We start from the raw sequence: 25,075 nt of genomic DNA, 5'->3' as shown, positions 1-25,075 counted from the left end.
CCGAACTATACCGGTCGACGAATCGAAAACGTCTCCCGGGAATAGATGCGGACCGCGGTCCGCTTATGTACTATGCGTGTTGAACCTTCAATCAAACAGGAGTTGTCATGACCACCGCCATCGCATTGCCCGAACTGTCCGCAGGCACCTGGAACATCGACCCGGCGCACTCCACCGTCGGATTCTCGGTACGCCACCTCGTCGTCAGCAAGGTTCGCGGCCGCTTCCAGGCTTTCTCCGGCGCCATCACGGTCGCGGAGGACGGCACCCCCTCGGTCAACGCCGAAATCGACGTCACCTCCATCACCACCGACAACGAGCAGCGCGACGGCCACCTCAAGACGGCCGACTTCTTCGAGGTCGAGAAGTACCCCACCGCTACGTTCACCTCCACCTCCGTCAAGGCCGACGGCGGCGACTTCGTGGTCACCGGTGACTTCACCCTCCACGGTGTCACCAAGTCCATCGACCTGAAGCTCGAGTTCAACGGCGTCAACCCCGGAATGGGCGCAGGCCCGGTCGCAGGCTTCGAGGCCAGCACCACCATCAACCGTCGCGACTTCGGCATCTCCATCGACATGCCCCTCGAAGGCGGCGGCGCAGTCGTCGGTGACAAGATCGCACTGACCCTCGAGATCGAGGCAGGCCTCGCTGCTTGATGCAGCCCGCCTCTCTCCACCTGAGCACCGGGTGACCTCTTCGGTCGCCCGGTGCTCTCGTATGTCGGCAGGAACGACCCATGTGGACGGGAGTGGAGCCGGCAGGAACGACCCATGTGGACGGGAGTGGAGCCGGCAGGAACGACCCATGTGGACGGGAGTGGAGCCGGCAGGAACGACCCATTTACTCTGTGTGGGTGACCAAGCGCAGCCCGATTTTCGCCGCCGTCGTCGATCTGATTCTCGTGATCGTGTTCTGCGCGATCGGCCGGCGCAGCCATGACGAGGCGGGCGCCATCACCGGTCTCGTGCACACGGCGTGGCCGTTCGTGGCAGGTGCCGCGGTCGGCTGGGCTGCATCGTGGGCGCTGTATCGGGACAAGTTCGACGCGTATCTGATTGTCCCGACGGGCATCGTCGTCTGGGTGTCGACGGTCGTCGTCGGGATGATTCTCAGGGTGATCAGTGGGCAGGGAACGGCCTTCAGCTTCGTTCTCGTCGCGTCGACGGTGCTTGCTGTTTTCCTGCTCGGGTGGCGCGCACTCGCGAAGTTGTTGCCGACCCCGAAAAACTGACCGTATCTCCCCCAATTCGCCGCCTGAGCATGGGACAGTTCACTAATGGCCGATGTTCAGAGCAAGCAAGACACAGCGTTCTTCGGGCAGCCGTTCGCGCTGGCGAACCTCTTCGGCGTGGAGATGTGGGAGCGGTTCTCGTTCTACGGGATGCAAGGCATCCTCATCTACTACCTGTACTACTCGGTGGCCGACGGCGGACTCGGAATTGCGGAGAGTTCGGCGACGTCGATCGTGGGCGCCTACGGCGGAACGGTGTACCTCTCGACCATCCTCGGCGCATGGATCGCGGACAGGCTCCTCGGCTCGGAGCGCACGTTGTTCTACAGCGCCGTCCTGATCATGCTCGGCCATATCGCCCTGGCACTTCTTCCCGGTTTCCTCGGGGTCGGAGTGGGTCTGGTCCTCGTCGCATTCGGTAGCGGCGGCCTCAAGGCGAACGCGACGTCCCTCGTCGGCGATCTGTACGACGAGCACGACAATCGTCGAGACGCCGGGTTCTCGCTCTTCTACATGGGCATCAATCTCGGTGCGTTCGTCGGCCCACTGCTGACCGGTCTGGCGTGGGACACCGCGGGATTCCATGCCGGATTCGGCTTGGCGGCAGTCGGTATGGCGCTCGGACTGATTCAATACACCCTCGGCCGCAAGCACCTCGGCACCATCGGAGCCACGCCTCCGAATCCGCTTCCCGGCGCCGAGCGTGCACGGTGGGCGATAATCGCAGTCGTCGCGATCGTTGCCGTCGCACTACTCGCGATCTTCGGCGCACTCACCGCGTCGAACCTGTCCGACGTGGTGGTGGGCGTGACCGTCGTCGCCGCGATCGGTTACTTCGCAATCATTCTCTCCAGCAAGCAGATCACGAAGATCGAACGCCGACGCGTCATCTCGTTCATTCCGATGTTCATCGCGAGCGCCGCGTTCTGGTCGCTGTTCCAGCAGCAGTTCACGACCGTCCCGCTCATCGCGGATTCCAAGCTGGACCGCAACCTGTTCGGTTGGGAGTTCCCACCCAACTGGGTGCAGTCGATCAACCCGGTCTTCATCATCATCTTCGCCGGTGTGTTCGCGGCTGTGTGGACCAAGCTGGGTGACCGTCAGCCGTCGACGCCGCTGAAATTCGCAGCGGGCGTGTCCATCATGGGTCTCGCTTTCCTGGCGTTCGTGCCCTCGCTCGCGGGTGCATTCATGCCGTTGCTGGCGCTCATCGGCATTCTGTTGCTGTTCACGTTCGCGGAGCTTTTCCTCTCGCCCGTCGGACTTTCGCTGTCCACGAAGCTCGCACCGGAGAACTTCCACACGCAGATGGTCGCGCTGTTCTTCCTGTCCGTCGCGCTCGGCTCGGCCATGGCAGGCACGCTTGCGGGTTACTACGATCAGGACAACCCGAATCCGTTTTTCTACACGGTCGGCGGTGCTTCCATTGCCGTCGGTGTCGTCCTCGTCGCCCTCACGCCGTGGATCAAGAAGATGATGAGCGGGGTTCGCTAACCCCGGTACAGCCAGGCGGCCAAGCCGAGTCCGAGCACGCCGACGGTGATCCGCAACACCGTCGGCGGAATGACTTTCACCACCGGGGGTCCGCAGTAGCCACCGGCGAACGCCCCGATGGCGAGGGCAAGCGCGGCGAGCCAGTGCACGTCACCGGAGAACACGAAGACCAGAGCAGCGATTGCGTTCGCTATGCCGAGGAAGAAACTCTTCAGAATGCTTGCGCGCCAGATCGAATCGGACGTACAGATCAACGCCAGCGCCAGGAAGATCACGCCCGCTCCTGCACCGAAGTAACCCCCGTAGATCGCCACGAAGAACAGCGACACGGGGTACAAACGCGGGAATTCGCCTCCGGCAGCCAATTTCCGGATACGCGGCTGAGCCAGCAGCGCGATTGCGGCGAAGGCGACCAGAAACGGCACGACGGCCTCGAAGGAATCCTCGGGCGCGAACAGCAGCAACAGTGCACCCGCGAGCCCACCGGCACCGGAGATCGCCGCGAATCGGACGAGTTTCTTTCCGTCCTTGGCGATCTCGCTCGACGCATTGGTGGTGGCCCCGACTCCGACCGCCACCATCGCCACCGTGTTGGTGACATTCGCGGCGACCGGCGGTACGCCTGCCATCAACAGCGCCGGATAGGACACCAGTGACGCCAACCCGGTCACGAAACCCACGAGGCCGGCGAAGAAACCGGCGACGACGAGTAGTCCGAATTCGAGCAGAGTCACGAAGGGTAAAGCTACTCGGTGGTGCCGGAGTCCAATGCAGTCAGCATCTGTGTGCCCATCTTCACGGCCTGATCGGTGCCGTACGCATCCTCGATGTACACCGCGAACGCCAGGTCACCTCGGGTGCCGATGAACCAACGGTCGTCGTCCGAATTGCCGGCGAAACCGGTCAAGCCGTCGTAGGCAGCAAAACCCTCGTCCTGCGCGGAGTTCTGGAAGATTTCCCGAAGACGCTGCAACGCAGACTCGGGAATCGCTGCCGTCTCCTTGCTCGCGGTCGCCGTCTGACCTGCCACGATCGACGGCAGCGTCGCGCCGCCTCTCGCCACGGCCGCACCCATCTGGGCCAGACCGAACGGGGTGACCGTGACGTCGGACGACGTGTTCCCGACGTTCCGGAAGCGATCGATGGAACTGCTGCTCGACGGGAACTGCCCCGTGTAGGCGTTCAGGCCCGGCATCGAATAGTCCACGCCGAAACCGAGACTCGTCGGATCCACATCGTCGACCGCCAGCAGATCGGCGGCCGATCCGACGGGATACATCGCCGAGAACGCGATCTGGCCCTGCTCGTTGGCATAACTGTTCTGGGCAGCGGCGACTATCGCACCGGTCGAGGGTGCGATGGCCACGATCGAGGCCGACGACGGCGCACTGACCACCGCTTCCTCGGCCGCGAGCTGGACCCGCGGATCGAGCGTCGACTGCAGATCCGGACCGGCAGGCCCCTGGAAGCCTGCCTGCCGAACGTAGGTGCCGTCGGGCCCGATGACGTCGACGGCCCAACCTGCCGTCGCGTCACGGTTCTGCTGCCACGCGTCGCGCAACGAGTCCAGCAGCGGCGACGTGATCCGGCGGTCCCCCGCGATCAGCTTCGGCGTCTGCGTGATGACAACACCGGGAATGGCCCTGAGATCATCCTCGAGCACCGCGAAGTCGTCGTCGCGCAGATTGACGGCGAGCACCGAACTGCCCGGCGTCGCCGCCAACTCGGTGAGCAGCGAGTCCGACGTGATCAGAGGGGCGACGACGTCGATGACATCGGCGAGCTGCGCGGTGGACGCCGCTGGGTCCGGCATCTGCGCAGGGTCGAGCAGAACGGCGTTGATCGTCCGCTCGTTCATCAGCACGTTCCGAGCCGAATCGAAGACCAACGGCGGCGCTGCATCGGTGCGTACGTACCGGACCGAACCACCCGGCACCATGTCCGGCGCCACCACAGCCGGCTCCCACGCGATGCGCCACCCGACACTGAGCTTCTTCGCCGTGCCGCGGGTGTCGTAGGCCCAATCCTGACCGTCACGGAAATGCCAGTCGGAATCGACGGTGAAGAATCCCGAGTCGCCGCTCAGATCGATGAACTGGCCGACCTCGAAGTCCCCCGTCGACTGCCCGCCCGCCGCCAAACCGTCGAACATCTGTTGGAGACTCGCAGCCGCAGCGTTCGGATACGTGGTCAACGCCGCCGCAGCCTGGACATCACGGTCGTTCAGCGCCGCCACGAACTGGTCCACGACGCGCTCGCCCTCACTGGGCGGACTGTCCAGCGCCCAGAACGCAACAGTCGACGTCACAGCAAGACTTGCCCCCACAGCAACCACGTAGCGGCCGCGTATCCGGCGCACAACCGGCATCCCCACAGAACTCATGAGTCACAATATTCACTAGAGTCACACGAGTAACAAGCACGGTATTCACTCGCTCCGGTCACGATTCGGCGTCGCCGGCTCCCTCTTCGGTCAATGCACCGCCCGACGCTCAGCGCAGGAATCGACCTGCAGCGTCGACGGCGGGTGCGGAGCTCTGGGCGTCGTACACGAAGACTGCGAAGGCGAGGTCGTCCTGAATGCCGACGAACCAGCCGTGTGCGCCTTCGTTGCTGGGACCGAATTCGGCGGTGCCGGTCTTGCCGAGCAGGCCGGGGATGTCCTGCAGCTGAGTGGCCGTTCCGGCGGTGACTGTTTCTCGCATCATCGTCTTGACCTGGTCGGCGACGGTGGCATCGACAGGCGCCACCGTCTTGTCGGCGACACCGGGTTGACCCTGGACCAGGGTCGGGGGCTTCAGGGATCCACCGGCGATCGACGACGCCACCAGCGCCATCCCGAACGGTGTTGCCGTGACGGCTCCCTGACCGATGGCCGACTCGACGCGTGCAGCCGGGGTGTCCGCGAGAGGGACGCTGCCGGTGACGGAGGTCAGCCCAGGAGTCACGTAGTCGACGCCGAGGCCGTACTGCAGTGCCGTCTGCTGGAGTCCGTCGGCGGGCAGGCCGACGCCGAGTCGTCCCATCGTCGTGTTGCACGAGCGAGCGAATGCCGTGTGCAGTGGCACGTCGCCCAGATCGAAGTTGTCGTCGTTGGGTATCTGCCTGCCCTCGATGTTCTCGGTGCCGGGGCACGGCAGGATCGTGTCGGGGGTCGCTGTTCCGGCTTCGAGGGCGGCGGACGTGGTGACCGTCTTGAACGTCGACCCGGGCGGGTAGAGACCGGTCAGCGCGATCGGCCCCTGCGCATCGGCGGCCGAGTTCTGCGCGACCGCCAAAACGTTGCCGGTGGACGGTTGCAGTGCGACGATCGCCGCTTGCTGCGGGATCGACGCAAGCGCGTTCTCTGCTTTCAGCTGCAGGCCGGTGTCGAGCGTCGTCGCGATGTCCGGCGCGGGGGTGGCGTCGAGCCCGGCGAGCTGCGTCACCGTACCGTCGGCGTTCACCGACTGAACGGACCAGCCCTTGTTGTCGTCGACCTGGGACTGCCACAGCTCGGACACCCCGGTCAGCGCGGGCGACGTCAACGCTCGGTCGGTGGTGAGCAGTCGAAGCTGCGGGGCAAGCGTGACGCCCGGCGTCGCGGACAGGGGTGCGGCGATCGGATCGATGTCCGACTGCCGGAGCGACACCACCGTTGTGGAATTCCCCTGAGAAGCAGCCTGATCGGCGGCAATCGACTCCGCCGTGATGGTCGGCACGATCGGCGTGATGTACGACGCGACGGCCGCCGGGTCGGCGGTGGAATCGACGTTCACCAGGGTGACCGTCTGCTGCGACATCAACTCGGTGCCGCTTCGGTCGAACACTCGGGGAGCGACGAGCGCGTCGGTCGGGGTGTATCTGACGGTGGTGTCGGCGGACAGTCCCGGTGCCAGTACGGCCGGGTCCCATTGAATGCGCCAGCCCTGGTCGGTTTCGGTTGCCGTGGCGGAGGTGTCGTACTGCCACTGCTTCGGTTCGCCGTCGGGTTCCTCGGTGCCGTCGTTGGTCGTCGAGAACCGCCAGGTGGCGTCGAGGGTCACCGCGCCGCCCTCCTCGGATGCCGAGGCGACCTCGAAATCGGGAGTCGCCGTCACGGTGCCGCCCCCGCTCAAACCGTCGTACAGGCCGTTCAGCGACGCTGTCGCGGCGGCAGGGTCGGTGGTGAGCGCGGCCGCCGCGTCGGCCGACCCGCTGTTGATCGCGTCCACGAATGCTTGCGCGGTGGTCATGGGTTCCGGTGGACCGTCGTCCCCGCAGCCGGCAAGAACCAGTGCCACCACAGCACACAGAGCGGGAACCGTCTTCATGGATGTGCGCACCCGTCCGATCATGCCTGATTCCTACGTGAGTGGAAATGACAGGTGATTTCTGGTCGCTCCGCAGGCTCCGCGCCTGTCCCAGGGCCTGCATTTCCACTCACGTAAATGGGTTGCGGGGGACCCGAAGCGGGTCTATCGTGGTTCTCGCCTTGCTGCCAACAGAATCGGAGAGGCCGTTGCTCTTCTAGAGGTTTTCTCGCCTGCATCCCTGCACGCACACCTCTGGAGCAATCATGTCTACATCCCCTTCCCTGCGCATGTCCGATCTCACCTTCGCGTGGCCGAGCGGCGATCCCGTTTTCGACGGACTCGACGCTGTGTTCTCCTCCGGCAGAACAGGACTCGTCGGATCGAACGGGGCCGGTAAGTCCACCCTGCTGAAGATCGTCACAGGCCAGTACACACCGACCCGCGGTTCGGCCACCGCCGACGGAGTCGTCGGCTACCTTCCGCAGGACATCGCCCTGCACACCGATCGCCGGGTCGACGACATTCTCGGCCTTCGTGCTCTCCGAGAAGCGTTGCATCGCATCGAATCCGGTGACGGATCCGAGAACGACTTCGGTGTGGTCGGCAACCGCTGGGACGCCGAGGACCAGGCCGTCGCACTGCTCGGGCAACTCGGTCTTGGCCACATCGTTTCTGTCCGAACCGATCTGGACCGTGTCATCGGAACCCTGTCGGGTGGGGAATCGATGCTGTTGGCTCTGACCGCACAGTTGCTGGCGGAGCCGGACGTACTGCTGCTCGACGAGCCGACGAACAACTTGGATCTGCACGCTCGCGCCCGGCTCTACCAGGCTGTTCAGTCGTTCGACGGCGTCTTGGTGGTGACGAGTCACGACGTCGAACTCCTCGATCTCATGGACTCCACGGCCGAGCTGAGGGCCGACCGATCCGGGCCGACTCGGCTGCGGATGTTCGGCGGCAACTACTCGCACTATCGATCGGTGATCGATGCCGAGCAGGAGGCTGCTCGGGCCGCACTGCACGATGCCAAGAACGACGTTCGCAAACAGGAACGCGAATTGGTCGAGGCCAGAACGAAGATCGATCGACGGGCGCGGTACGGCAAGAAGATGTACGAGCAGAAGCGCGAGCCCAAGATCGTCATGGGCGCGCGTAAACGGGCAGCTCAGGTTTCGGCGGGCAAGTTACGCAACAACCACATCGAGAAGGTCGACGACGCTCAGGAGGTACTTGCCGCTGCCGAGGAACGGCTCCGTGACGACAAGGAGATTCGCGTCGACCTTCCCGACACGGAAGTGTTTGCCGGACAGCAGATCACGGCGGTCGACGAACTCGCCATCGTCGGTCCGGAGCGGATCGCGTTGATCGGGCCGAACGGCAGCGGGAAGACCACCCTGCTGCGTGCGATCGACAAGGCGGGACCATCGGTACCGTGGCGGTACCTGCCGCAGCGCCTCGATGTGTTCGACGAATCACGAACGGTGGCAGAGAATGTCGCCGATGTGGCCGTTCACGCCACCAACGAGCAGATCCGCGCCCAACTCGCGAGATTCCTGTTCCGCGGCAGCGACGCGGACGCCGTGGTGTCGACGTTGTCGGGCGGGGAGCGCCTGCGGGCGGCGATCGCCCGAATCCTGCTTGCCGACCCTGCACCGAAACTGCTCATGCTCGACGAACCGACGAACAATCTGGACCTCGCCAGCAAGAAGCATCTGACCGAGGCGCTGGCGAGCTACCGGGGCGCACTCGTCGTCGTCAGCCATGATCTGCCGTTCCTACGAGACCTCCAGCCGACGAGATGGGTGGAGTTGGGCCCAGACGAGGAGACCGATTTGCCGGAGTCACTGTAGGTTCGAGCGATGACCGTAGCGGGAATCGTCGGCCGACTGCCCGGAGTAGTCACTACCCGCGGTTACCGCCGCGAGTGGCTGCGCAGCGACATCACGGCAGGCCTGGTACTGACAGCTCTTCTCATTCCAGCCGGAATGGGATACGCGCAGGCAGCAGGGTTGCCCGCGTACGCCGGGTTGTACGCCACGATCGTTCCGCTGCTCGCGTACGCGGTCGTCGGTCCGTCGAAGATTCTGGTCCTGGGGCCGGATTCGTCGCTGGCGCCACTCATCGCCGCCGCCGTCATCCCGTTGGCCGTCACCGACGACCCGGCGAGCGCTCTGGCGTTGGCGGGGATCCTCGGCGTGCTCGTCGGCGTGATTTTGATCGCGGGTGGCTATCTTCGGCTCGGGTTCGTCACCCAGCTGCTGTCGAAACCCATCAGGCTCGGTTATCTGAACGCGATAGCGCTCATCGTCATCGTCGGCCAGCTGCCGAAGGTCCTGGGGTTCTCCGTGGATGCAGACGGTGTGACGGGGCAGTTCACGGAGATCGTCCGTTCCGTTCTGGGCGGCGACATCGACCCGGTCGCCGCTGCTGTCGGACTCGGATGTCTCCTCGTCATTCCCGCTTTCCGACGGTGGATCCCGCGCATTCCCGGCGTTCTCGTTGCGGTCGTCGGCGCGATGGTCGCAGCCGCAGTTCTCGATCTCACCGATCGATTGTCGATGGTCGGCGAGCTACCCCGCGGACTGCCTCTCCCCTCGTTCGGAGGGGTCGACTGGGGTGACGTCGTGTCGCTGATCGGGCCCGCCGCCGCGATAGCCCTGCTGGCGTTCGCCGACACGGGCGTTCTGTCCCGCACTTTCGCGGCCCGACACGGCGAAGAGGTGAACGGCAGCACCGAGATGAAAGCCATCGGCGTGGCCAACGTCGCCGGGGGTTTGTTCGGCGGATTCCCGATCTCGGCGAGTGGATCTCGAACACCGGTCGCCGAACAGAACGGTGCTCGAACTCAACTGACCGGCGTCGTGGGAGCCCTCGCGGTCCTCGCGTTCGTCCTCGCCGCACCCGGGGTCACCGCCTACCTCCCCGACGCGGCGCTCGGTGCCGTCGTGATCGTGGCCGCGACGTCGTTGATCGACGTGTCCGGTCTCGTACGGATGTGGCACATGAGCCGGGTCGAATTCGGGCTGGCGGCAGCCGCTTTCCTCGGCGTCGCCCTCGTCGGGGTGCTGCAGGGAATACTCGTCGCGATCGCCCTGTCGTTCTTCGCCGTCGTCGCGCGCGCCTGGCAGCCGTACCGCACCGAGCTGGTCCGAACGTCGGACCGTCCTGGCTTCCACGACATCGACCGGCATCCCGACGGTGAACGGATCCCGGGTCTGCTTCTCGTCCGATTCGACGCGCCGCTCTTCTTCGCCAACGGCGACATCTTCGACCAGTACATTCGCACTGCCGTCGCAGATGCTCCGGTCCCGGTGGAATGGGTGGTCGTGGCCGCCGAACCCATCACCGGGCTCGACACCACAGCCGTCGACGAACTCGTCGAGCTCGATCAATTCCTGGAGGACAAGGGAATTCGCCTTGCCTTCGCCGAGATGAAAGGCCCGATCAAGGATCGGCTCATCCGTTTCGGCGTGGGCAGCAGATTCGACGGATCCAGATTCCACTACACCGTCGAAGCCGCCGTCGATGCCTTCCATCGCCGCTGAACTACTCCCGCGATCTGCGCGCGAACAGGCGATCACCCCATTCCGACAGGGGATCGAGAAGTGAGTTGAGCTCGCTCCCGTCCGTGCTGAGCCGGTAGTCGACGCGCAACGGAAACCCGTCGGCTGCGGTGCGCACCACGAGACCGTCACGAACGAGCTCGCGCAATTGGTCGGCAAGCACCTTCTCGGAAATCCCACCGATCTGTGTGCGCAGCTCCGCGAAACGACGATCGCCCTCCGCGAGCCGCCACAGAATCGTCGGCTTCCACTTCGACCCGATCAAGCCGAAGACCACGTTCACTCCACATGGATTCAGATCGTTCACGACGCACCCCTCCCGCGGCTGTACTTACTTCATTGTGCGTACTCGACGGCAACGCTGCACCCGGGAATCATTCCGATCATGACCAAGTCGATAGCAATTCTGGGCCTCGGCGCGATGGGTGAAGCAATCACACGCGCAGCGGCGGCCAAAGGACATCCCCTTCGCGCATGGAACCGAACCCCGAGGACGATCGATGGAATCGCCGTCGAGATGTCGGCCACGGTGGAGGACTCCACGCGAAATGCCGACATCGTCGTCGTGTGCGTGCGAAACCACGAGATCAGCCGAACCGTCATCGATCGCATTCCAGCAACGAACACCAGCGGAGTGTTGATCAACTTCTCGACAGGTACTCCCACCGACACCGTCGACTCGGCTGCGCTGGCCGCTGCCCGAGGAGTCCGGTACGTGACCGGCGCGATGATGGTGCCGACTTCGATGGTGGGAACCGAACACTGCTCGGCGCTCTACGCCGGCGCGGAGGAGGACTTGACCGCCGCACAGCCGATCCTCGACGCACTGGGAGGAAGCAGCGACATCGTCGGGAACGATCATTCGACGCCACCGGCGCTCGATCTCGCGATGCTCGACATCTACTTCTCCGGCATGTACGCCTACTTGCACGCAGCTGCATTGGCCGCAGCTCACGGTGTCGAGCCTGCAGCGTTTCTGCCCTATGCCCGGGGGATCGTCGACACTCTCGGCGGTTCCCTGCCCGCGTCGACGACGTCGCTTCGACACCGTCGGTACGACCAGGGCGACGCCCGGCTGGACATGTGCTTGTCGTTCCTGACGCACATCGTCGAATCGAGTCACCAAGCGGGAATCGACCCCGGTCTGGCGGAACACGTCAGAGCAGCGTCCGCACGGGCTTTGGACCATTGGCCCGCTGCCACGGATTGGGATGTGGTGGCAGAGAAGTTCCTGGGCGAATCCCGCTCCCGACCACGTATGGCCGATACAGGACAATGATGCGGTGGACTTCGCTACCAACCCCGCCGACGGAACCCGCATCGCCTTCCAGGTCGTGGGATCAGGACCACCGTTGCTGCTGGTGCACGGCAGCCTGCTGACGCACACGATCTGGCGAACCTTCGGATACGTCAAGGCACTTCGACCCAGCCGGACGTTGATCCTCGTCGACATGCGCGGCCACGGGCGAAGCGACAAGCCGCACGAGATCGAGGCGTACACGATGGACTCCATCGTCGGCGACCTCGTGGCAGTCCTCGACGCGGTAGGCGTCCCCAGCGCTGATTACTGGGGCTACTCCTACGGCGCCCGAGCCGGCCTGACCCTGGCAGCGCGCGCACCCGAGAGGGTGACCAAGCTGATCTCCGGCGGCGGTTCGCACGGACCGCAGAAAGGCGCCTTCGACCGGCTGTTCTTCCCCGGTTGCGCCGACGTCCTCGCCGACCGAGGAATGGACGGATTCATCGAGGAGTGGAACAAGCACCGGCTGTTCCCCGTCGACGCCGCTACACGTGCTGTGTTCTCCGCCAACGACTCCGACGCCATGGCGGCCTACTTCCGGGCATCCGACGCAGAACCCGGACTGTCCGACGCCGACCTGCGCGGCCTGAAGATCCCGTCACTGTTCTACGTCGGATCCCAGGACACCACGCGACTCGACGACACCGCATCCGCAGCCGCACTCGTGAAGAACTCCGAACTGCACACCATCCGCGGATTCGACCACTCGACCACCCCCGCCGCAAGCGCCGAAGTCCTCGCCGTCGTCGAACCGTTCCTGAAGCATTAGCGTCGTACCCGCTTTTCGGACACCCGCTTTCGGGCTCCCGTCTTTCGGGCTCCCGCTTTTCAAGACCGAATGTGCCGTTCGGTCACTTGAAGTGACCGAACGCCACGTTCGGTCCGGAAAAGACACGGTCAGAGGTACAGATCCCGCTTACGGACGAGGACTGTGGCGATGACGCTGATGACGGAGGTTCCGACGAGGAAGGTGCAGGCCAGCCAGGGTGATCCGCTGCCTGCTGCGATGAGGGCGGTCAGGATCAACGGTGTGACGCCCGAGGCGTAGATGCCGGAGAACTGGTAGACGATGGACAGTCCGGTGTAGCGGATTTCCGTCGGGTAGAGGCTTGCGTACAGCGTTCCTTGTGCGCCGTAGAACAGGGCGTGGACGAATCCGAAGACCAGGACGAGGCCGAGGCCGAACAGCCACAGGCTTCCGGTATCGAAGAGGGCGAACACCGGGAACACTGCCGCTCCGTAGAGTGCGATGCCGATGACGTAGATCCTCTTGGCGCCGTATCGGTCGACGAGCAGTCCGGACAGCGGGAGCAGCAGTGCCATGACGACGGCTGCGACGGTGACGACGAGCAGCACCGGAACCTTCTCGAAATCCAGTTGTGTCGTTGCGTAGGTGATGGCGAAGACACCCCACGTGTTGAAGGCAGCGCCTTCACCCCACCGCGAGAGAAGACCGAGCACGGTTCCTCGAATGGACTTGCGCGCGAACACCTCACGGACCGGTGCCGACGAGCGTTGCTTCAGGTCGGTGACTTCCTGGAACGCCGGTGTCTCTTCCACTTTCAGGCGTACCACGAGGCCGACTGCCACGAGCACCAAGCTGAGCAGGAACGCGATGCGCCATCCGTAGGCGAGGAAGGCGGCGTCGTCGAACACCGTTTGCAGAAGCGCGAACACCGCTGTGCCGAGCGCCAAGCCGAGTGCCAGTCCGATCTGCGGGATGCTTCCGAACAGGCCGCGCTTCTTCGCCGGACTGTGCTCGACGGCGAGCAGTACGGCGCCGGCCCATTCGCCACCGAGTGCGAAGCCCTGGAGTATCCGAAGAAGGAGCAGAAGGATCGGTGCGAGTACGCCGATCTGTTCGGTCGTCGGCAACGCGCCCATCAGTGCCGTGGCGATGCCCATGATGAACATCGTCAGAGCGAGCGTCTTCTTCCGGCCGATCCGGTCGCCGAAGTGCCCGAACACGACGCCGCCGATGGGTCTGACGACGAATCCGACGGCGAAGGTCGCGAACGACAGCATCGTGCCGACGAACGAGCTCTGATCGGGAAAGAAGAGTCGGTTGAACACCAGGCTTGCGGCGGTGGCGTAGAGGAAGAAGTCGTACCATTCGACTGTCGTTCCGAGGAGGCTCGCCGCGACGACGGTGCGGAGTCGTTTGCGTCTGGCCGGGTCCGATTCGGCCGGTGCGGCCTCGGCGAATGCAGTCATGTGGAGCCAGAGTAAGCCTGCCTCGACAGCAGGTCATGGATTCGAATCAGCCTGATTGCAACCCTGGACACCGTCTGTGGACGTTGCCAGAATCGGACAACATGTCTCTACGCTTCCATTGGTTCCTGCCCACGTACGGCGACTCCCGCAATCTGATGGCGGGCGGACATGGATCGTCGATGTCCGGAGATCGACCCGCGACGCTGAAGTATCTCAACCAGATCGGCGCCGCAGCGGAGAGCAACGGATTCGAGGCGGTCCTGACGCCGACGGGTGCGTGGTGCGAGGACGCGTGGTTGACGACGGCGATGATGATCGACACCACCGACACCCTCAAGTTCCTTGTCGCCCTACGGCCAGGTCTGCTCAGTCCGACGTTGGCCGCTCAGATGGCCGCGACGTTCCAGTGGCAGTCCGGCGGACGTCTCCTGCTGAACGTCGTCACCGGTGGCGAGGACCACGAGCAGCGACGGTTCGGCGATTTTCTGGACAAGAACCAGCGCTACGAGCGCTGCGGTGAATTCCTCGACGTCACCCGTCGCCTCTGGGCGAACGACGGGCCGGTGTCCTTCGACGGCAAATACATCAAGGTGGAAGAAGCTGCGCTGCAGCGTCATCCGGATCCGGTGCCGCCGATCTTCTTCGGTGGTTCGTCGCCGGCCGCGGGAACGGTGGCGTCGCAGTTCGCGGACACCTACCTGACGTGGGGGGAACCAGCAGCGGCGGTCGCATCGAAGATCGCGTGGATCAGGGACCTTGCGGAGGTGCAGGGCCGCACCCTCGATTACGGCATTCGGCTGCACGTCATCTCACGAGACACGTCCGAGCAGGCGTGGGCAGAGGCGGACCGCCTGCTCGGTGCCCTCGATCCCAAGACCATCGAAGCGGCGCAGGAAAGCCTGTCCCGCTCGGTGTCCGAGGGCCAGCGTCGTATGCGTGAACTGCACGGCGGCGGCAGCGCGTACACGGCAGGCGCCGACGCCCGCTCACTGGAGATCGCGCCCAATCTGTGGACGGGAGTCGGCCTGGTCCGCGGAGGGGCGGGCACAGCCTTGGTGGGCTCACACGAGGAAGTGGCCGATCGCATCGCCGAGTACGCGTCGATCGGGCTCGATCACTTCGTTCTCTCCGGTTACCCGCACCTCGAAGAGGCCTACCACTTCGGTGAAGGCGTGCGGCCGATCCTCGAGAAGCGCGGTCTCACACGGGCCCGTGACTCGAGAAATGTTTCGGTCGGAACACCTTTCATGTGATGCTCCTATGAGCATCACATGCGGATGGTGTCGTCTCGATACTCCCCGGACAGGACTTCACCGGAGTTCTCGCGGGCTCGAAGCTCGACGCGTCGAATCTTGCCGGAGATGGTCTTGGGAAGCTCGAAGAACTCGATTCGACGCACCCGCAGGTACGGCGCCAGATGTTCGCGGGCGTACTTCAGGATCTCGATTGCTGTGTCCTCGTTCGGTTCCCAGCCGGCGGCGAGGGCAACGTAGGCCTTCGGCACGGCCAGGCGCGTCTCGTCGGGAGCAGGGACGACGGCCGCTTCGGCCACGGCTGGGTGCTCGATGAGCACGCTTTCGAGCTCGAAGGGCGAGACCTTGTAGTCCGACGCCTTGAACACGTCGTCGGTGCGTCCGACGTAGGTGATGTAGCCGCGTTCGTCACGGGATGCCACATCGCCGGTGTGGTAGTACCCGCCGGACATGACTTCGGCGTTGCGAGCCGGGTTGTCCAGATAGCCGGTCATGAGATTGAACGGATGCTGCTCGAGGTCCAGGCAGATTTCACCCTCGTCCGCGCGCTCACCGGTCACCGGATCGATGATCACGACGGGCACACCGGGGAGCGGTCGACCCATCGAACCGAACTTCAGCTCCGCGCCCGGCGTGTTCGCCACCAGCGCAGTGGTTTCCGTCTGACCGAAACCGTCACGGATGTTCAGGCCCCACTGCTTCTGCACGTGCGAGATGACTTCCGGGTTCAACGGTTCGCCCGCACCGATGGCCTCACGCAGCGCACCCCGGCCACCGGAAATGTCGGCCTGAATCAGCATGCGCCACACCGTCGGCGGGGCGCAGAACGTCGTCACCTCGGCGCGACGGATCTGCGCGAGCAGAGCCTTGGCGTCGAACCGGGTGTAGTTGTAGACGAAGATCGTCGCCTCGGCGATCCACGGTGCGAAGAAGCAGCTCCACGCGTGTTTGGCCCACCCGGGTGAACTGATGTTGAGGTGGACGTCGCCCGGCCTGACACCGAGAAAGTACATCGTGCTGAGGTGGCCGACGGGGTAGGACACCTGGGTGTGCTCGACCAGTTTCGGCTTACTCGTCGTTCCCGAGGTGAAGTACAGCAGAAGGCGATCGTCGGGGGCTGTCACCGTCTCGAACGGTTGCGCGTCCTGGACGTCGTACGCCGAACGGAAGTCTGTCCAACCGTCGTGCGCACCGACCGACAGCTTCAGATACTCACCCGGCACCTCGTCGAACTTCGGTGCGTCGGCGGGGTTGACGATGACGGCCTTGGCTTTCCCGCGCTGCAGGCGGTCGGTCAGGTCCGCGGAGCCGATCGCCGTGGTCGCCGGCATCAGAACGGCGCCGAGCTTCATGACGGCCAGCATCGACTCCCAGAGCTCGACCTGGTTGCCGAGCATCAGGATCACCGAGTCGCCTCGGCCGATGCCCAGAGATTCCAGCCACCGCGCCACCTGGTCGGAACGCCGCGACATGGCGTCGAACGTGTACTTGCCCTCGGACCCGTCCTCCTCGACGATCCACAGGGCGGTGCCGTCGTTGCCTCGTGCGTACGCGTCGAACCAGTCGATGGCCCAGTTGAACTTCTCACCGAAGGCGGGCCACTGGAAGTTCTCCGTCGCAGCGTCGTAATCGCCGTAGGCATCCAGCAGTACGTCGCGGGCCTGCTTGAACGCGGTGTAGGCCGTTCCGTCCGTCATGATCACTCCCTAGCTGTGGCGCACATCTCACTTACTCTTCACGCTATTGAGTCGAGTGGTGAGCGCGCTACCCCCGAACAGGGGTACGGGGGTAGCCGCTTGGTTCCGGGGGTGCTCAGATCCGCTCACCCGATTCCGGGTGGAACAGGTGAATTGCACCGTCCAGCCGTGTGAGGGCGACGCTTTCGCCGATCTTCGCGGGAGCGCGAACGGCCGAGCGTGCGACGAGGGACACCGGTCCACCGTCGAGTCCCTTGACCTTGGGGTCGTCGAGGTGGGCGTAGACGTACGATTCGCTGCCCAGCTCCTCGATGAGGTCGACCTTGCCCTCGAAACCTTCCCCGCTTCCACGCGTGATCCCGAGCTGCTCGGGCCGAAGCCCGACGGTCACGTTGTCCAGTCCGAGCGAGGCGAGCTTGGTCAGTTCGTCGCGTTCGAGAGGCAACAGGAAGTTGCCGATCTGCACTCCGCCGGACCCGATGGGCACCGTCATGAGGTTCATCGCGGGCGAGCCGATGAAGCCGGCGACGAAGGCGTTGACCGGATTGTCGTAGAGGTCGGTGGGCGACGCGAACTGCTGCAGCTTGCCACCGCGCAGCACGGCAACCCGGTCACCCATCGTCATGGCCTCGACCTGATCGTGGGTGACGTACACGGTCGTCGTGCCGAGACGACGCTGCAGGGCCGCGATCTGCGTACGCGTCTGCACGCGCAGTTTGGCGTCGAGGTTGGACAGAGGCTCGTCCATGCAGAACACCTGGGGCTCACGAACGATGGCGCGGCCCATGGCAACTCGCTGACGCTGACCACCGGAGAGCTTGCCCGGCTTGCGGTCGAGGTACTCCGTCAGGTCGAGGATCTTGGCGGCCTCCGCGACCTTCGCCTTGCGCTCCTCCAGCGGGACGCCGCGCATCTTGAGCGCGAAGCCCATGTTCTCCCCGACGGTCTTGTTGGGGTAGAGCGCGTAGTTCTGGAAGACCATGGCGATGTCGCGGTCCTTGGACGGCACGCCCACCATGTTCTTGCCACCGATCTCGATGGCACCGCCGTCGATCTCCTCGAGCCCGGCGAGCATGCGCAGAGCGGTGGACTTGCCGGAACCGGACGGTCCGACGAGGACGACGAACTCACCGTCCTGGATGTCGAGGTCGAGTGAATCGACGGCGAGCTTGTCGGCACCTTCGTAGACGCAGGATGCCTTCTTGTACGTGATTGCAGCCATTTCAGTGAGCTCCTGTACCTATTTGATGGCGCCGAAGGACAGACCGCGCACGAGCTTGTTCTGCGCGAACCATCCGGCAAGGACGACGGGGAGGGCTGCGAAGGTCGCAGCGGCGGACAGCTGTGCCCAGTACAGGCCCTGTCCGGTGATGAAGCCGACGAGGTAGACCGGAATGGTCTGTGCCTGAACGGCGGTGAGGTTGACGGCGAAGAAGAACTCGTTCCACGAGAAGATGACGCAGATGAGCGACGTCGCGGCGATACCGGGAGACACGAGCGGCAGGATCACCTCACGCACCGAGGTCCACAGCGATGCACCGTCCATGCTGGCGGCCTCGAGCAACTCGCTCGGAACTTCCAGGAAGAACGACCGCATCATCCACACCGCGATGGGGAGATTCATTGCGGTGTAGAGGATCACGAGTGTCCAGATGTTGTCCAGCATGCCGATGTCGCCGACGATGACGTACAACGGAACGATTGCCGCGACCACCGGGAGCATCTTGGTGGAGATGAAGAAGAACAGCACGTCCTTCGTCTTCTTCACCGGCCGCAGCGACAGAGCGAACGCGGCCGGAACACCCAGCAGCAGAACGAGAAGCGTCGAGACCACGGTCGCGAACGCCGAGTTGAGCAGGGTGGTGCCGATACCGCTCTCGAGCACTCCGCGGTACTGATCCAGCGTCGGGGTGAAGAACAGCTTCGGTGGGTCCGAGTAGGCGTCGGCCTCCTGCTTGAAACCGGTCAACACCATCCACAGCACGGGGAAGAAGAACGTGATGCCCGCGACCCAGGCGACGAACGACCAGATGGTGCCCGGGCCCCACTTGCTCTTGCGCTTGATGGCGACACCGTCGGATGTCTGCGGTACTGCTTTCTTGTTCGTGGTAGCGGTACTCATCACGCAGCCTCCTCGTTTCCACTGAAGCTCTTGAAGATCAGTCTCAGCGCCAAGGTGCTGACGATGATGGTGGCCACCACCGTGACCACACCCATGGCCGCGGCCTGCCCGATGTCGAATCCGAGGAAGGCGCGCTGGTAGATGTAGAACGGCAGGTTCGCCGAGGCGACACCCGGGCCGCCCGAGGTCATCATGTACACCGCGTCGAAGGTGTTGACCAGGTAGATCGCACCGAGGACGGCACCGAGTTCGATGAACCGCCGCAGGTGCGGGAGGGTGAGCTCCCGGAACAGCTTGAAGGGCCCTGCGCCGTCGACTCGCGCCGCCTCGGAGATGTCCTTGGGCATCGACTGCAGACCGGCGAGAATCAGCAGCATCATGAACGGCGTCCACTGCCAGATCAGGTTGGCCATGACGGCCGGCAGCGGGTAGCGAGAGACCCAGTCGATCTGGTCCACGCCGAACGGGCTGAGCACGAAGTTGATCAGGCCGAAGACCGGATCGAACATCGTGGTCTTCCAGATCAGCGCACCGGCGACCGGAGTGATCAGGAACGGTGTGATCAAGAGCGTACGGATCAGGCTGCGGCCGATGAACTTTCGATCCAGCAGCAACGCCAGGAACAGACCGAGGATCACCGAGATGATGACGGTGCCGACGATCATGATCACCGTGTTCAGTGCGACTTCACGAAACTGACTGTCGCGGAACACGTCGACGTAGTTGTTGAGCCAGTTGAACTCTCGCGAACCAGGTCGGACGAGGTTCCACGACTGAGTCGAGTAGTACAGCGTGAACAGGAAGGGGATCTGGGTGACGACGATAGCGAACACCATCGCGGGCAGGAGCGGGCCTCGTCGACGCCACCCCTCGGCCTTGGAGATGGTTCTCGGTCTCGGTACGAACTTCTCGGAATCGGCTTCCGCCGATCGCGTTTCGGTGGTGGTCATCCCTGGCCCTCCTGGTACGTCTTACCGACCACTTCGGCGTACTGCTGCGCTTGTTCGAGCGCGTCCTGGACGCTGATTCGTCCTGCTACTGCTGCACTGATCTGCTGGCTGACACGAGTTCCGAGGTCCTGGAACTCGGGAATGGTCAGGAACTGCACGCCCGTGTACGGGACGGGGTCGACCGTCGGATTGTTGGGGTCCGCACCGTTGATCGAGTCCAACGTCACCTGGCCGTACGCCGCAGACGCTTCCTTGTACTCGGGAATCTCGTAGGTGGACAGGCGGCTTCCGGGCGGAACGCGCTCCCACCCCAGCTCGTTTCCGACCTTGTTCAGGTACTCCTTGCTGGTCATCCACGACACGAACTTCCATGCGTCGTCGGGATTCTCCGAGGTGGTGGGGATTCCGAGCGCCCAGGAGTACAACCAGCCATTGTCGCCCTTGGCTTCGCTCGGGGCCTTGGCGTATCCGATCTTGCCGACGACGTTGCTGGACGTCGGATCCTCGAGCACCGACACGGCGGAGGTGGCGTCGTACCACATCGCGGTGTTGCCCTGCGAGAGCTGCGTTCCGCACTCGCTGAATCCGCTGGTTGCGGCGCCGGGCTGGCCGTGCTCGCGGACGGTGTCGACGTAGAACTGAACGGCGGCTTCGGTTTCCGGGCTGGTGAGCTGTGCGTTCCAGTCCTCGTCGTACCAGCGTCCACCGAACGAGTTGATGACGGTGTTCAGCGGGGCGAGAACCTCTCCCCAGCCGGGCTTTCCGCGGAGGCAGATTCCCGAGACGTCAGGGCTGTCGAGTTTCGCGGCGGCGTCGGCGACTTCCTGCCACGTCGGCTCCTCCGGCATCGTGATGCCTGCCGCTTCCATCAGATCCTTGCGGTACATCAGGAACGACGACTCACCGTAGAACGGGACGGAGTACATGCTGCCCTCGTAGGACAGTGACTCCTTCAGCGTCGGAATGAAGTCGTCCTCGTCGTAGCCAGGCGTCGCGTCGGCGTACTCGGACAGGTTGGTGAGCCAGCCGTTCTCGGCCCACTGCGGGGTCTCGAAGTTGCTGATCATCACGACGTCGAACTCACCGCCACCGGTGGCGACGGACGCGGTGATCTTGGCACGAGCCTCGTTCTCCGACAGAGACACGAACTTCAGATTGATACCCGGGTTCTCGGCCTCGAACTCGGGCGCCAACGAGATGGCGTCGGACATCTGCGAGTTCGACACGATGGCGACGGTGATCGTCGTGCCGTCACCGTCACCACCGATCGAACCTGCGCCGGCACAGCCGGACAGCGTCAGGGTCGTCGCGAGCGAGGCCGCGACGACCACCTTGGGTAATAACCTCACTGGGACACACCTTCCGTTGTATGCGCCATCAACCAACGCGCACTTTCGATGTCGGTGACGAGTACGGAGGCGAAGCCACCGCGAAGTGCACCGAGTATTGCCTGGTGTTTCTTCACACCACCGGAGATCAGAATTGCCCGGTCGCACGACCGAATGGCGTCGAGTCCGACGGACACCGTTCGGTCCGGAAGCGAACCGCCCGTCGGGGTCCCGTCGGCATCGAAGAATCGTCCACCGATTTCACCGACGGCGCCGAGACTGCGGAGCTCGTCGATGATCTCCAAGTCGATGAAGCTGCCCTCGAACAGCGTGGTCGACGTGGAAACGGGACCGAGGCCGTACATCATCGCTTCGGCCTCGGTCCCGGCTTGTAGGGCGCGGGATATCACCGAATCCTGCTGCAACGCCGTCACTGTCGCCGGATCGGCGTACAGCGGCGCGTTGAGCCGGACGGGCCGCGCCTGCAGATATTCCGCGCAGCGGCCCAGGGTGTACTCCACACCGGTCTGGTAGTCGGCCGAACTCATCGACCCGTCGAGCTGGACCACCTGGGCGCATTTCGCGCCCCTCGACTTCAGCGAGTGTGCGACGGCCACGGTTTCCGGGCCCCACGTGAATCCGAGTGTGTCGGTCGACGCCAACCGCCTTGACAGCACCGCGGCCGCGGCACGCCCCAGCGATCCGTACCCCCGGTCGGTGCCGTCGATGACGTCGGGAACGACGAGAGCTTCCGTCAGCCCGAAGGTTCGCTCGAGATCGCGCTCGATATCGGCGTGCACGGTGCCCTGCAACTCATCGGGCACGTTGATCTCGATGGTGACCAGCCCGAGCGCTCGCGCTTTGGCGACCAGCCGTCCTGCGGTGGGGCGGGAGACCCCGAGCTTGGCGGCAATCTCCGCCTGCGTCGCCCCCTCGACGTGATACATCGACGCCGCACGGAGGGCGAGCCGCAGGTCGTCGGTGGTTTTCGACGAACGCTGCGGTCCCGGAACCTCGGGGACCGAAATTGTCACAACTCTCCTGCGGACGGTGAGCATATGCTCAGGGTGTGTTCTTCTGCTCATTAAGCTAACATTCAGGTGTGATCTACACAACACCAACCCAAGAGGAGTTTCAGGTGCCACAGTCGATGCAGGTCAGCGTTCTCAGCGGACCCCACGAGATTCGACTGGAGGAGCGACCGGTTCCCACCCCGGCGGCCGACGAGGTTCTGGTCCAGGTCACCGCCGTCGGAGTCTGCGGATCCGACGCGCACTACTACCGGGAAGGCCGAATCGGCGACCATGTCGTGAACGGCCCACTGGTACTCGGACACGAAGCAGCAGGCGTGATCGTCGGAGTCGGTTCCGCAGTGGCCGACACCCGAATCGGCCAGCGCGTCTCGATCGAACCTCAGCGCCCGGATCCGACGAGCGCACAGTCGCGCGCCGGCCGATACAACCTGTGCCCGTCCATGGAGTTCTTCGCGACGCCGCCGATCGACGGCGCCCTCGCCGAGTACGTGTTGATCCAGTCGGTCTTCGCGCACACGATTCCCGACGAGATCTCCGACGAAGCCGCTGCCCTCTTCGAACCGTTGTCGGTCGGCATCGCGTCGGCCCAGAAGGCACGGATCACGGCGGGTTCCAGCGTGTTGATCGCAGGCGCGGGCCCGGTAGGCCTCGTCACCGCACAGGTCGCCCGCGCATTCGGCGCCACGACCGTCATCGTCAGCGACATCGACGCGGCTCGTCGGGTCAACGCATCCACCTTCGGCGCGACGCAGGTCCTCGACCCTGCAACGGACGATGTTCGAGAGCTCGAGGTCGACGCGTTCATCGACGCGTCCGGTGCGGCCAGGGCCGTCGTCGACGGCATTCATGCGGTTCGGCCCGCAGGTACCGTGGTGCTGGTGGGTATGGGTGGATCCGACTACGCGTTGCCGATCTCGTTGATCCAGAACCGCGAACTCGTACTGACCGGAGTGTTCCGATACGCCAACACCTGGCCCATCGCTCGTGAACTGGTTCTCGGCGGACTGGTCGACCTCGACGCAATGGTCACCGCACGGTTCGATCTCGCTCACGCCGAGGACGCGTTGAACGCGGACAAGGTCGCCGGAAGCATCAAAGCTGTTGTCATCCCAGGACTCTCGAAGGAGACCGACGTATGAAGCTGAACTCGCGCACACTCGACGACTTCATCGAGGGCGTCGCAGTGCCCACCTACGATCGGTCCGACGTGACGGCCGGGATCGTGCATTTCGGTGTCGGCGGGTTCCACCGCGCCCACCAGGCGATGTACGTCGACCGACTGCTTCAGCAGGGCGAGGCGTCGGAGTGGGGAATCTGCGGTGTCGGCGTCCTCCCCGGTGACCGGAAGATGAAGGACGTCATGGACGCCCAGGACTGCCTGTACACGCTGGCGCTCAAGCACGCGGACGGCACCTGGGACACCCGAGTCATCGGGTCCATCGTCGAGTACCTCTTCGCACCGGACGATCCCGAGGCCGTGATCGAGAAGATGGCCGCGGAGTCGACGCGTATCGTCTCGCTCACCATCACCGAAGGCGGATACAACTTCTCCGCGACGACGGGCGAGTTCGACGCCGAGAATCCGTCCATCCAGGCCGATCTGAAGGACGGGGCCGTTCCGTCGACGACGTTCGGGTTGGTCGTCGCCGCTCTCGCGCGACGCAAGGACCGCGGACTGAAGCCGTTCACCATCATGTCGTGCGACAACATCGAAGGTAACGGGCACATCGCGCAGTCGACGTTCACTGCGTTCGCGCACCTGAAAGATCCCGAGTTGGCGCAGTGGTTGACCGCCGAGGGTGCTTTCCCCAACTCGATGGTCGATCGCATCACGCCGGTGACCACTCCCGAAGTGGTGCAGAGCCTTTCGGAGCGTTACGCGCTGGACGATCAGTGGCCGGTCGCGGGCGAGCCGTTCACGCAGTGGGTCCTCGAGGACAAGTTCACGCTCGGTCGCCCTCCGTTCGAGGACGTCGGAGTACAGGTGGTCGAGGACGTCACGCCGTACGAGCTGATGAAGCTGCGACTGTTGAACGCGAGCCATCAGGCACTCGCGTACTTCGGCTACCTCAGCGGCTACCGGTTGGTGCACGAGGTAGCCCAGGACTCACTGTTCTCCGAGTTCCTGCTGGCCTACATGAACAACGAAGCGACTCCGACGCTGCAGCCGGTCCCCGGCATCGATCTGGGTGACTACAAGAAGACACTGATCGAACGCTTCTCCAACCCGGAGATCCGCGACACCGTCGCGCGGCTGTGCGCGGAGTCGTCGGACCGAATTCCCAAGTGGCTGTTGCCCGTCATCCGCAAGAATCTCGAAACCGGCGGAGACATCCGGTTGTCCACTGCCGTCGTCGCCAGCTGGGCACGGTACGCCGAAGGTGTCGACGAGCAGGGTCAGCCGATCGAGATCGTCGACCAGCTCGCCGACACCCTGATTCCGATTGCCCGGAAGCAGCACGACGATCCCACGGCCTTCATCGCCAACCGCGCAGTCTTCGGCGACCTGATCGACAACGAACGCTTCGTCACCGAATACCGCACGCAGTTGGACTCTCTGCACTCCGAAGGCGCCCGCGCGACCCTGGAACGCCTCCGCCACACGTGAGTGG

Annotated in this window: 21 protein-coding genes; 10 read left to right on the top strand and 11 right to left on the bottom strand. The window is 64.2% G+C overall.

All coding sequences use genetic code 11. From position 1 onward, the window contains the following. Positions 1 to 107: 107 nt before the first annotated feature. The 3 genes from CH290_RS24815 (at position 108) to CH290_RS24805 (ending at position 2,728) form a co-directional block, all read left to right on the top strand. On the top strand, positions 108 to 659 hold the full coding sequence (locus CH290_RS24815) for a YceI family protein (RefSeq protein WP_019667830.1): 552 nt from the start codon (positions 108 to 110) through the stop codon (positions 657 to 659). A 191-nt stretch (positions 660 to 850) separates the two neighbouring features. Further along, positions 851 to 1,234 carry a DUF3054 domain-containing protein gene (locus CH290_RS24810; RefSeq protein WP_094620583.1) on the top strand — a complete coding sequence of 128 codons (384 nt, stop codon included), beginning with the start codon at positions 851 to 853 and terminating at the stop codon, positions 1,232 to 1,234. A gap of 45 nt (positions 1,235 to 1,279) precedes the next feature. Beyond that, positions 1,280 to 2,728 carry a peptide MFS transporter gene (locus CH290_RS24805; protein ID WP_033190296.1) on the top strand — a complete coding sequence of 483 codons (1,449 nt, stop codon included), beginning with the start codon at positions 1,280 to 1,282 and terminating at the stop codon, positions 2,726 to 2,728. Here CH290_RS24805 and CH290_RS24800 read toward each other — a convergent pair. The 3 genes from CH290_RS24800 to CH290_RS24790 all read right to left on the bottom strand — a co-directional run bounded on the left by CH290_RS24800 (position 2,725) and on the right by CH290_RS24790 (position 7,044). Further along, complete coding sequence (locus CH290_RS24800) at positions 2,725 to 3,462, bottom strand: sulfite exporter TauE/SafE family protein (RefSeq protein WP_033190297.1); 738 nt, start codon at positions 3,460 to 3,462, stop codon at positions 2,725 to 2,727. The two genes, CH290_RS24805 and CH290_RS24800, sit on opposite strands and share 4 nt — an antisense overlap. 11 nt (positions 3,463 to 3,473) lie before the next feature. After that, positions 3,474 to 5,036: an NTF2-like N-terminal transpeptidase domain-containing protein gene (locus CH290_RS24795; RefSeq protein WP_033190298.1), complete on the bottom strand. Its 1,563-nt coding sequence runs from the start codon at positions 5,034 to 5,036 to the stop codon at positions 3,474 to 3,476. A gap of 184 nt (positions 5,037 to 5,220) precedes the next feature. Then, positions 5,221 to 7,044 (bottom strand): penicillin-binding transpeptidase domain-containing protein, encoded by a 1,824-nt coding sequence (locus tag CH290_RS24790; RefSeq protein WP_441347094.1) that lies wholly within the window; start codon positions 7,042 to 7,044, stop codon positions 5,221 to 5,223. A 245-nt stretch (positions 7,045 to 7,289) separates the two neighbouring features. On the opposite strand from CH290_RS24790, the gene CH290_RS24785 reads away from it, so the two are divergent. Further along, entirely contained in the window at positions 7,290 to 8,852 is a 1,563-nt protein-coding gene (locus CH290_RS24785) for an ABC-F family ATP-binding cassette domain-containing protein (protein ID WP_033190300.1), read from the top strand. Between the two features lie 9 nt (positions 8,853 to 8,861). Continuing rightward, positions 8,862 to 10,547 (top strand): SulP family inorganic anion transporter, encoded by a 1,686-nt coding sequence (locus CH290_RS24780; RefSeq protein ID WP_033190301.1) that lies wholly within the window; start codon positions 8,862 to 8,864, stop codon positions 10,545 to 10,547. Between the two features lies 1 nt (position 10,548). Here CH290_RS24780 and CH290_RS24775 read toward each other — a convergent pair whose 3' ends face one another. Beyond that, positions 10,549 to 10,872 (bottom strand): winged helix-turn-helix transcriptional regulator, encoded by a 324-nt coding sequence (locus tag CH290_RS24775; RefSeq protein ID WP_230621085.1) that lies wholly within the window; start codon positions 10,870 to 10,872, stop codon positions 10,549 to 10,551. A gap of 78 nt (positions 10,873 to 10,950) precedes the next feature. Between CH290_RS24775 and CH290_RS24770 the strand changes: the two genes are divergently transcribed. Both CH290_RS24770 and CH290_RS24765 read left to right on the top strand, forming a co-directional pair. After that, a complete protein-coding gene (locus CH290_RS24770) occupies positions 10,951 to 11,844 on the top strand; it encodes an imine reductase family protein (protein WP_033190302.1) in 894 nt (297 codons plus the stop codon). Positions 11,845 to 11,848: 4 nt separating this feature from the next. Further along, positions 11,849 to 12,634: an alpha/beta fold hydrolase gene (locus tag CH290_RS24765; protein ID WP_033190303.1), complete on the top strand. Its 786-nt coding sequence runs from the start codon at positions 11,849 to 11,851 to the stop codon at positions 12,632 to 12,634. A 128-nt stretch (positions 12,635 to 12,762) separates the two neighbouring features. Here CH290_RS24765 and CH290_RS24760 read toward each other — a convergent pair whose 3' ends face one another. Next, positions 12,763 to 14,079, bottom strand: a complete 1,317-nt coding sequence (locus CH290_RS24760) for an MFS transporter (RefSeq protein WP_033190304.1) — start codon at positions 14,077 to 14,079, stop codon at positions 12,763 to 12,765. A gap of 101 nt (positions 14,080 to 14,180) precedes the next feature. On the opposite strand from CH290_RS24760, the gene CH290_RS24755 reads away from it, so the two are divergent. Next, on the top strand, positions 14,181 to 15,332 hold the full coding sequence (locus CH290_RS24755) for an LLM class flavin-dependent oxidoreductase (protein WP_033190328.1): 1,152 nt from the start codon (positions 14,181 to 14,183) through the stop codon (positions 15,330 to 15,332). A 14-nt stretch (positions 15,333 to 15,346) separates the two neighbouring features. On the opposite strand, the gene CH290_RS24750 is transcribed toward CH290_RS24755, so the two are convergent. The 6 genes from CH290_RS24750 to CH290_RS24725 all read right to left on the bottom strand — a co-directional run bounded on the left by CH290_RS24750 (position 15,347) and on the right by CH290_RS24725 (position 22,487). Continuing rightward, positions 15,347 to 17,029: an AMP-binding protein gene (locus CH290_RS24750; protein ID WP_170947495.1), complete on the bottom strand. Its 1,683-nt coding sequence runs from the start codon at positions 17,027 to 17,029 to the stop codon at positions 15,347 to 15,349. 115 nt (positions 17,030 to 17,144) lie between these two features. Beyond that, the gene (locus tag CH290_RS24745) at positions 17,145 to 18,251 is read right to left on the bottom strand and encodes an ABC transporter ATP-binding protein (protein ID WP_019667815.1); all 1,107 of its coding nucleotides are present in this window, start codon (positions 18,249 to 18,251) and stop codon (positions 17,145 to 17,147) included. 18 nt (positions 18,252 to 18,269) lie between these two features. Beyond that, positions 18,270 to 19,151 carry a carbohydrate ABC transporter permease gene (locus CH290_RS24740; RefSeq protein WP_019667814.1) on the bottom strand — a complete coding sequence of 294 codons (882 nt, stop codon included), beginning with the start codon at positions 19,149 to 19,151 and terminating at the stop codon, positions 18,270 to 18,272. Next, positions 19,151 to 20,101 carry a carbohydrate ABC transporter permease gene (locus tag CH290_RS24735; RefSeq protein ID WP_019667813.1) on the bottom strand — a complete coding sequence of 317 codons (951 nt, stop codon included), beginning with the start codon at positions 20,099 to 20,101 and terminating at the stop codon, positions 19,151 to 19,153. Before CH290_RS24735 ends, CH290_RS24740 begins: the two co-directional genes overlap by 1 nt. After that, positions 20,098 to 21,450 (bottom strand): ABC transporter substrate-binding protein, encoded by a 1,353-nt coding sequence (locus tag CH290_RS24730; RefSeq protein ID WP_441347093.1) that lies wholly within the window; start codon positions 21,448 to 21,450, stop codon positions 20,098 to 20,100. Before CH290_RS24730 ends, CH290_RS24735 begins: the two co-directional genes overlap by 4 nt. Next, a complete protein-coding gene (locus CH290_RS24725) occupies positions 21,447 to 22,487 on the bottom strand; it encodes a sugar-binding transcriptional regulator (RefSeq protein WP_080738078.1) in 1,041 nt (346 codons plus the stop codon). Before CH290_RS24725 ends, CH290_RS24730 begins: the two co-directional genes overlap by 4 nt. Before the next feature lie 92 nt (positions 22,488 to 22,579). Between CH290_RS24725 and CH290_RS24720 the strand changes: the two genes are divergently transcribed. Next, complete coding sequence (locus CH290_RS24720; protein ID WP_033190329.1) at positions 22,580 to 23,602, top strand: NAD(P)-dependent alcohol dehydrogenase; 1,023 nt, start codon at positions 22,580 to 22,582, stop codon at positions 23,600 to 23,602. Next, positions 23,599 to 25,071, top strand: coding sequence for a mannitol dehydrogenase family protein (locus tag CH290_RS24715; RefSeq protein WP_033190306.1), 1,473 nt, complete (start codon positions 23,599 to 23,601; stop codon positions 25,069 to 25,071). Before CH290_RS24720 ends, CH290_RS24715 begins: the two co-directional genes overlap by 4 nt. Positions 25,072 to 25,075: the final 4 nt, after the last annotated feature.

Origin of the sequence: Rhodococcus sp. 06-156-4 (assembly GCF_002259345.1) — a bacterium.
In the GTDB taxonomy this organism is placed as follows: domain Bacteria; phylum Actinomycetota; class Actinomycetes; order Mycobacteriales; family Mycobacteriaceae; genus Rhodococcoides; species Rhodococcoides fascians_E.
This window is presented reverse-complemented; position numbering and strand designations above follow the sequence as displayed.

What these genes read in the sequence shown, in the direction of transcription:
- CH290_RS24785 (WP_033190300.1), top strand. Translation starts at nt 7,290, where the DNA reads ATGTCCGATCTCACCTTCGCGTGGCCGAGCGGCGATCCCGTTTTCGAC.
- CH290_RS24770 (WP_033190302.1), top strand. Translation starts at nt 10,951, where the DNA reads ATGACCAAGTCGATAGCAATTCTGGGCCTCGGCGCGATGGGTGAAGCA.
- CH290_RS24780 (WP_033190301.1), top strand. Translation starts at nt 8,862, where the DNA reads ATGACCGTAGCGGGAATCGTCGGCCGACTGCCCGGAGTAGTCACTACC.
- CH290_RS24750 (WP_170947495.1), bottom strand. Translation starts at nt 17,029, where the DNA reads ATGACGGACGGAACGGCCTACACCGCGTTCAAGCAGGCCCGCGACGTA.
- CH290_RS24725 (WP_080738078.1), bottom strand. Translation starts at nt 22,487, where the DNA reads ATGCTCACCGTCCGCAGGAGAGTTGTGACAATTTCGGTCCCCGAGGTT.
- CH290_RS24720 (WP_033190329.1), top strand. Translation starts at nt 22,580, where the DNA reads ATGCAGGTCAGCGTTCTCAGCGGACCCCACGAGATTCGACTGGAGGAG.
- CH290_RS24715 (WP_033190306.1), top strand. Translation starts at nt 23,599, where the DNA reads ATGAAGCTGAACTCGCGCACACTCGACGACTTCATCGAGGGCGTCGCA.
- CH290_RS24790 (WP_441347094.1), bottom strand. Translation starts at nt 7,044, where the DNA reads ATGATCGGACGGGTGCGCACATCCATGAAGACGGTTCCCGCTCTGTGT.
- CH290_RS24805 (WP_033190296.1), top strand. Translation starts at nt 1,280, where the DNA reads ATGGCCGATGTTCAGAGCAAGCAAGACACAGCGTTCTTCGGGCAGCCG.
- CH290_RS24815 (WP_019667830.1), top strand. Translation starts at nt 108, where the DNA reads ATGACCACCGCCATCGCATTGCCCGAACTGTCCGCAGGCACCTGGAAC.
- CH290_RS24735 (WP_019667813.1), bottom strand. Translation starts at nt 20,101, where the DNA reads ATGACCACCACCGAAACGCGATCGGCGGAAGCCGATTCCGAGAAGTTC.
- CH290_RS24740 (WP_019667814.1), bottom strand. Translation starts at nt 19,151, where the DNA reads ATGAGTACCGCTACCACGAACAAGAAAGCAGTACCGCAGACATCCGAC.
- CH290_RS24760 (WP_033190304.1), bottom strand. Translation starts at nt 14,079, where the DNA reads ATGACTGCATTCGCCGAGGCCGCACCGGCCGAATCGGACCCGGCCAGA.
- CH290_RS24745 (WP_019667815.1), bottom strand. Translation starts at nt 18,251, where the DNA reads ATGGCTGCAATCACGTACAAGAAGGCATCCTGCGTCTACGAAGGTGCC.
- CH290_RS24755 (WP_033190328.1), top strand. Translation starts at nt 14,181, where the DNA reads ATGTCTCTACGCTTCCATTGGTTCCTGCCCACGTACGGCGACTCCCGC.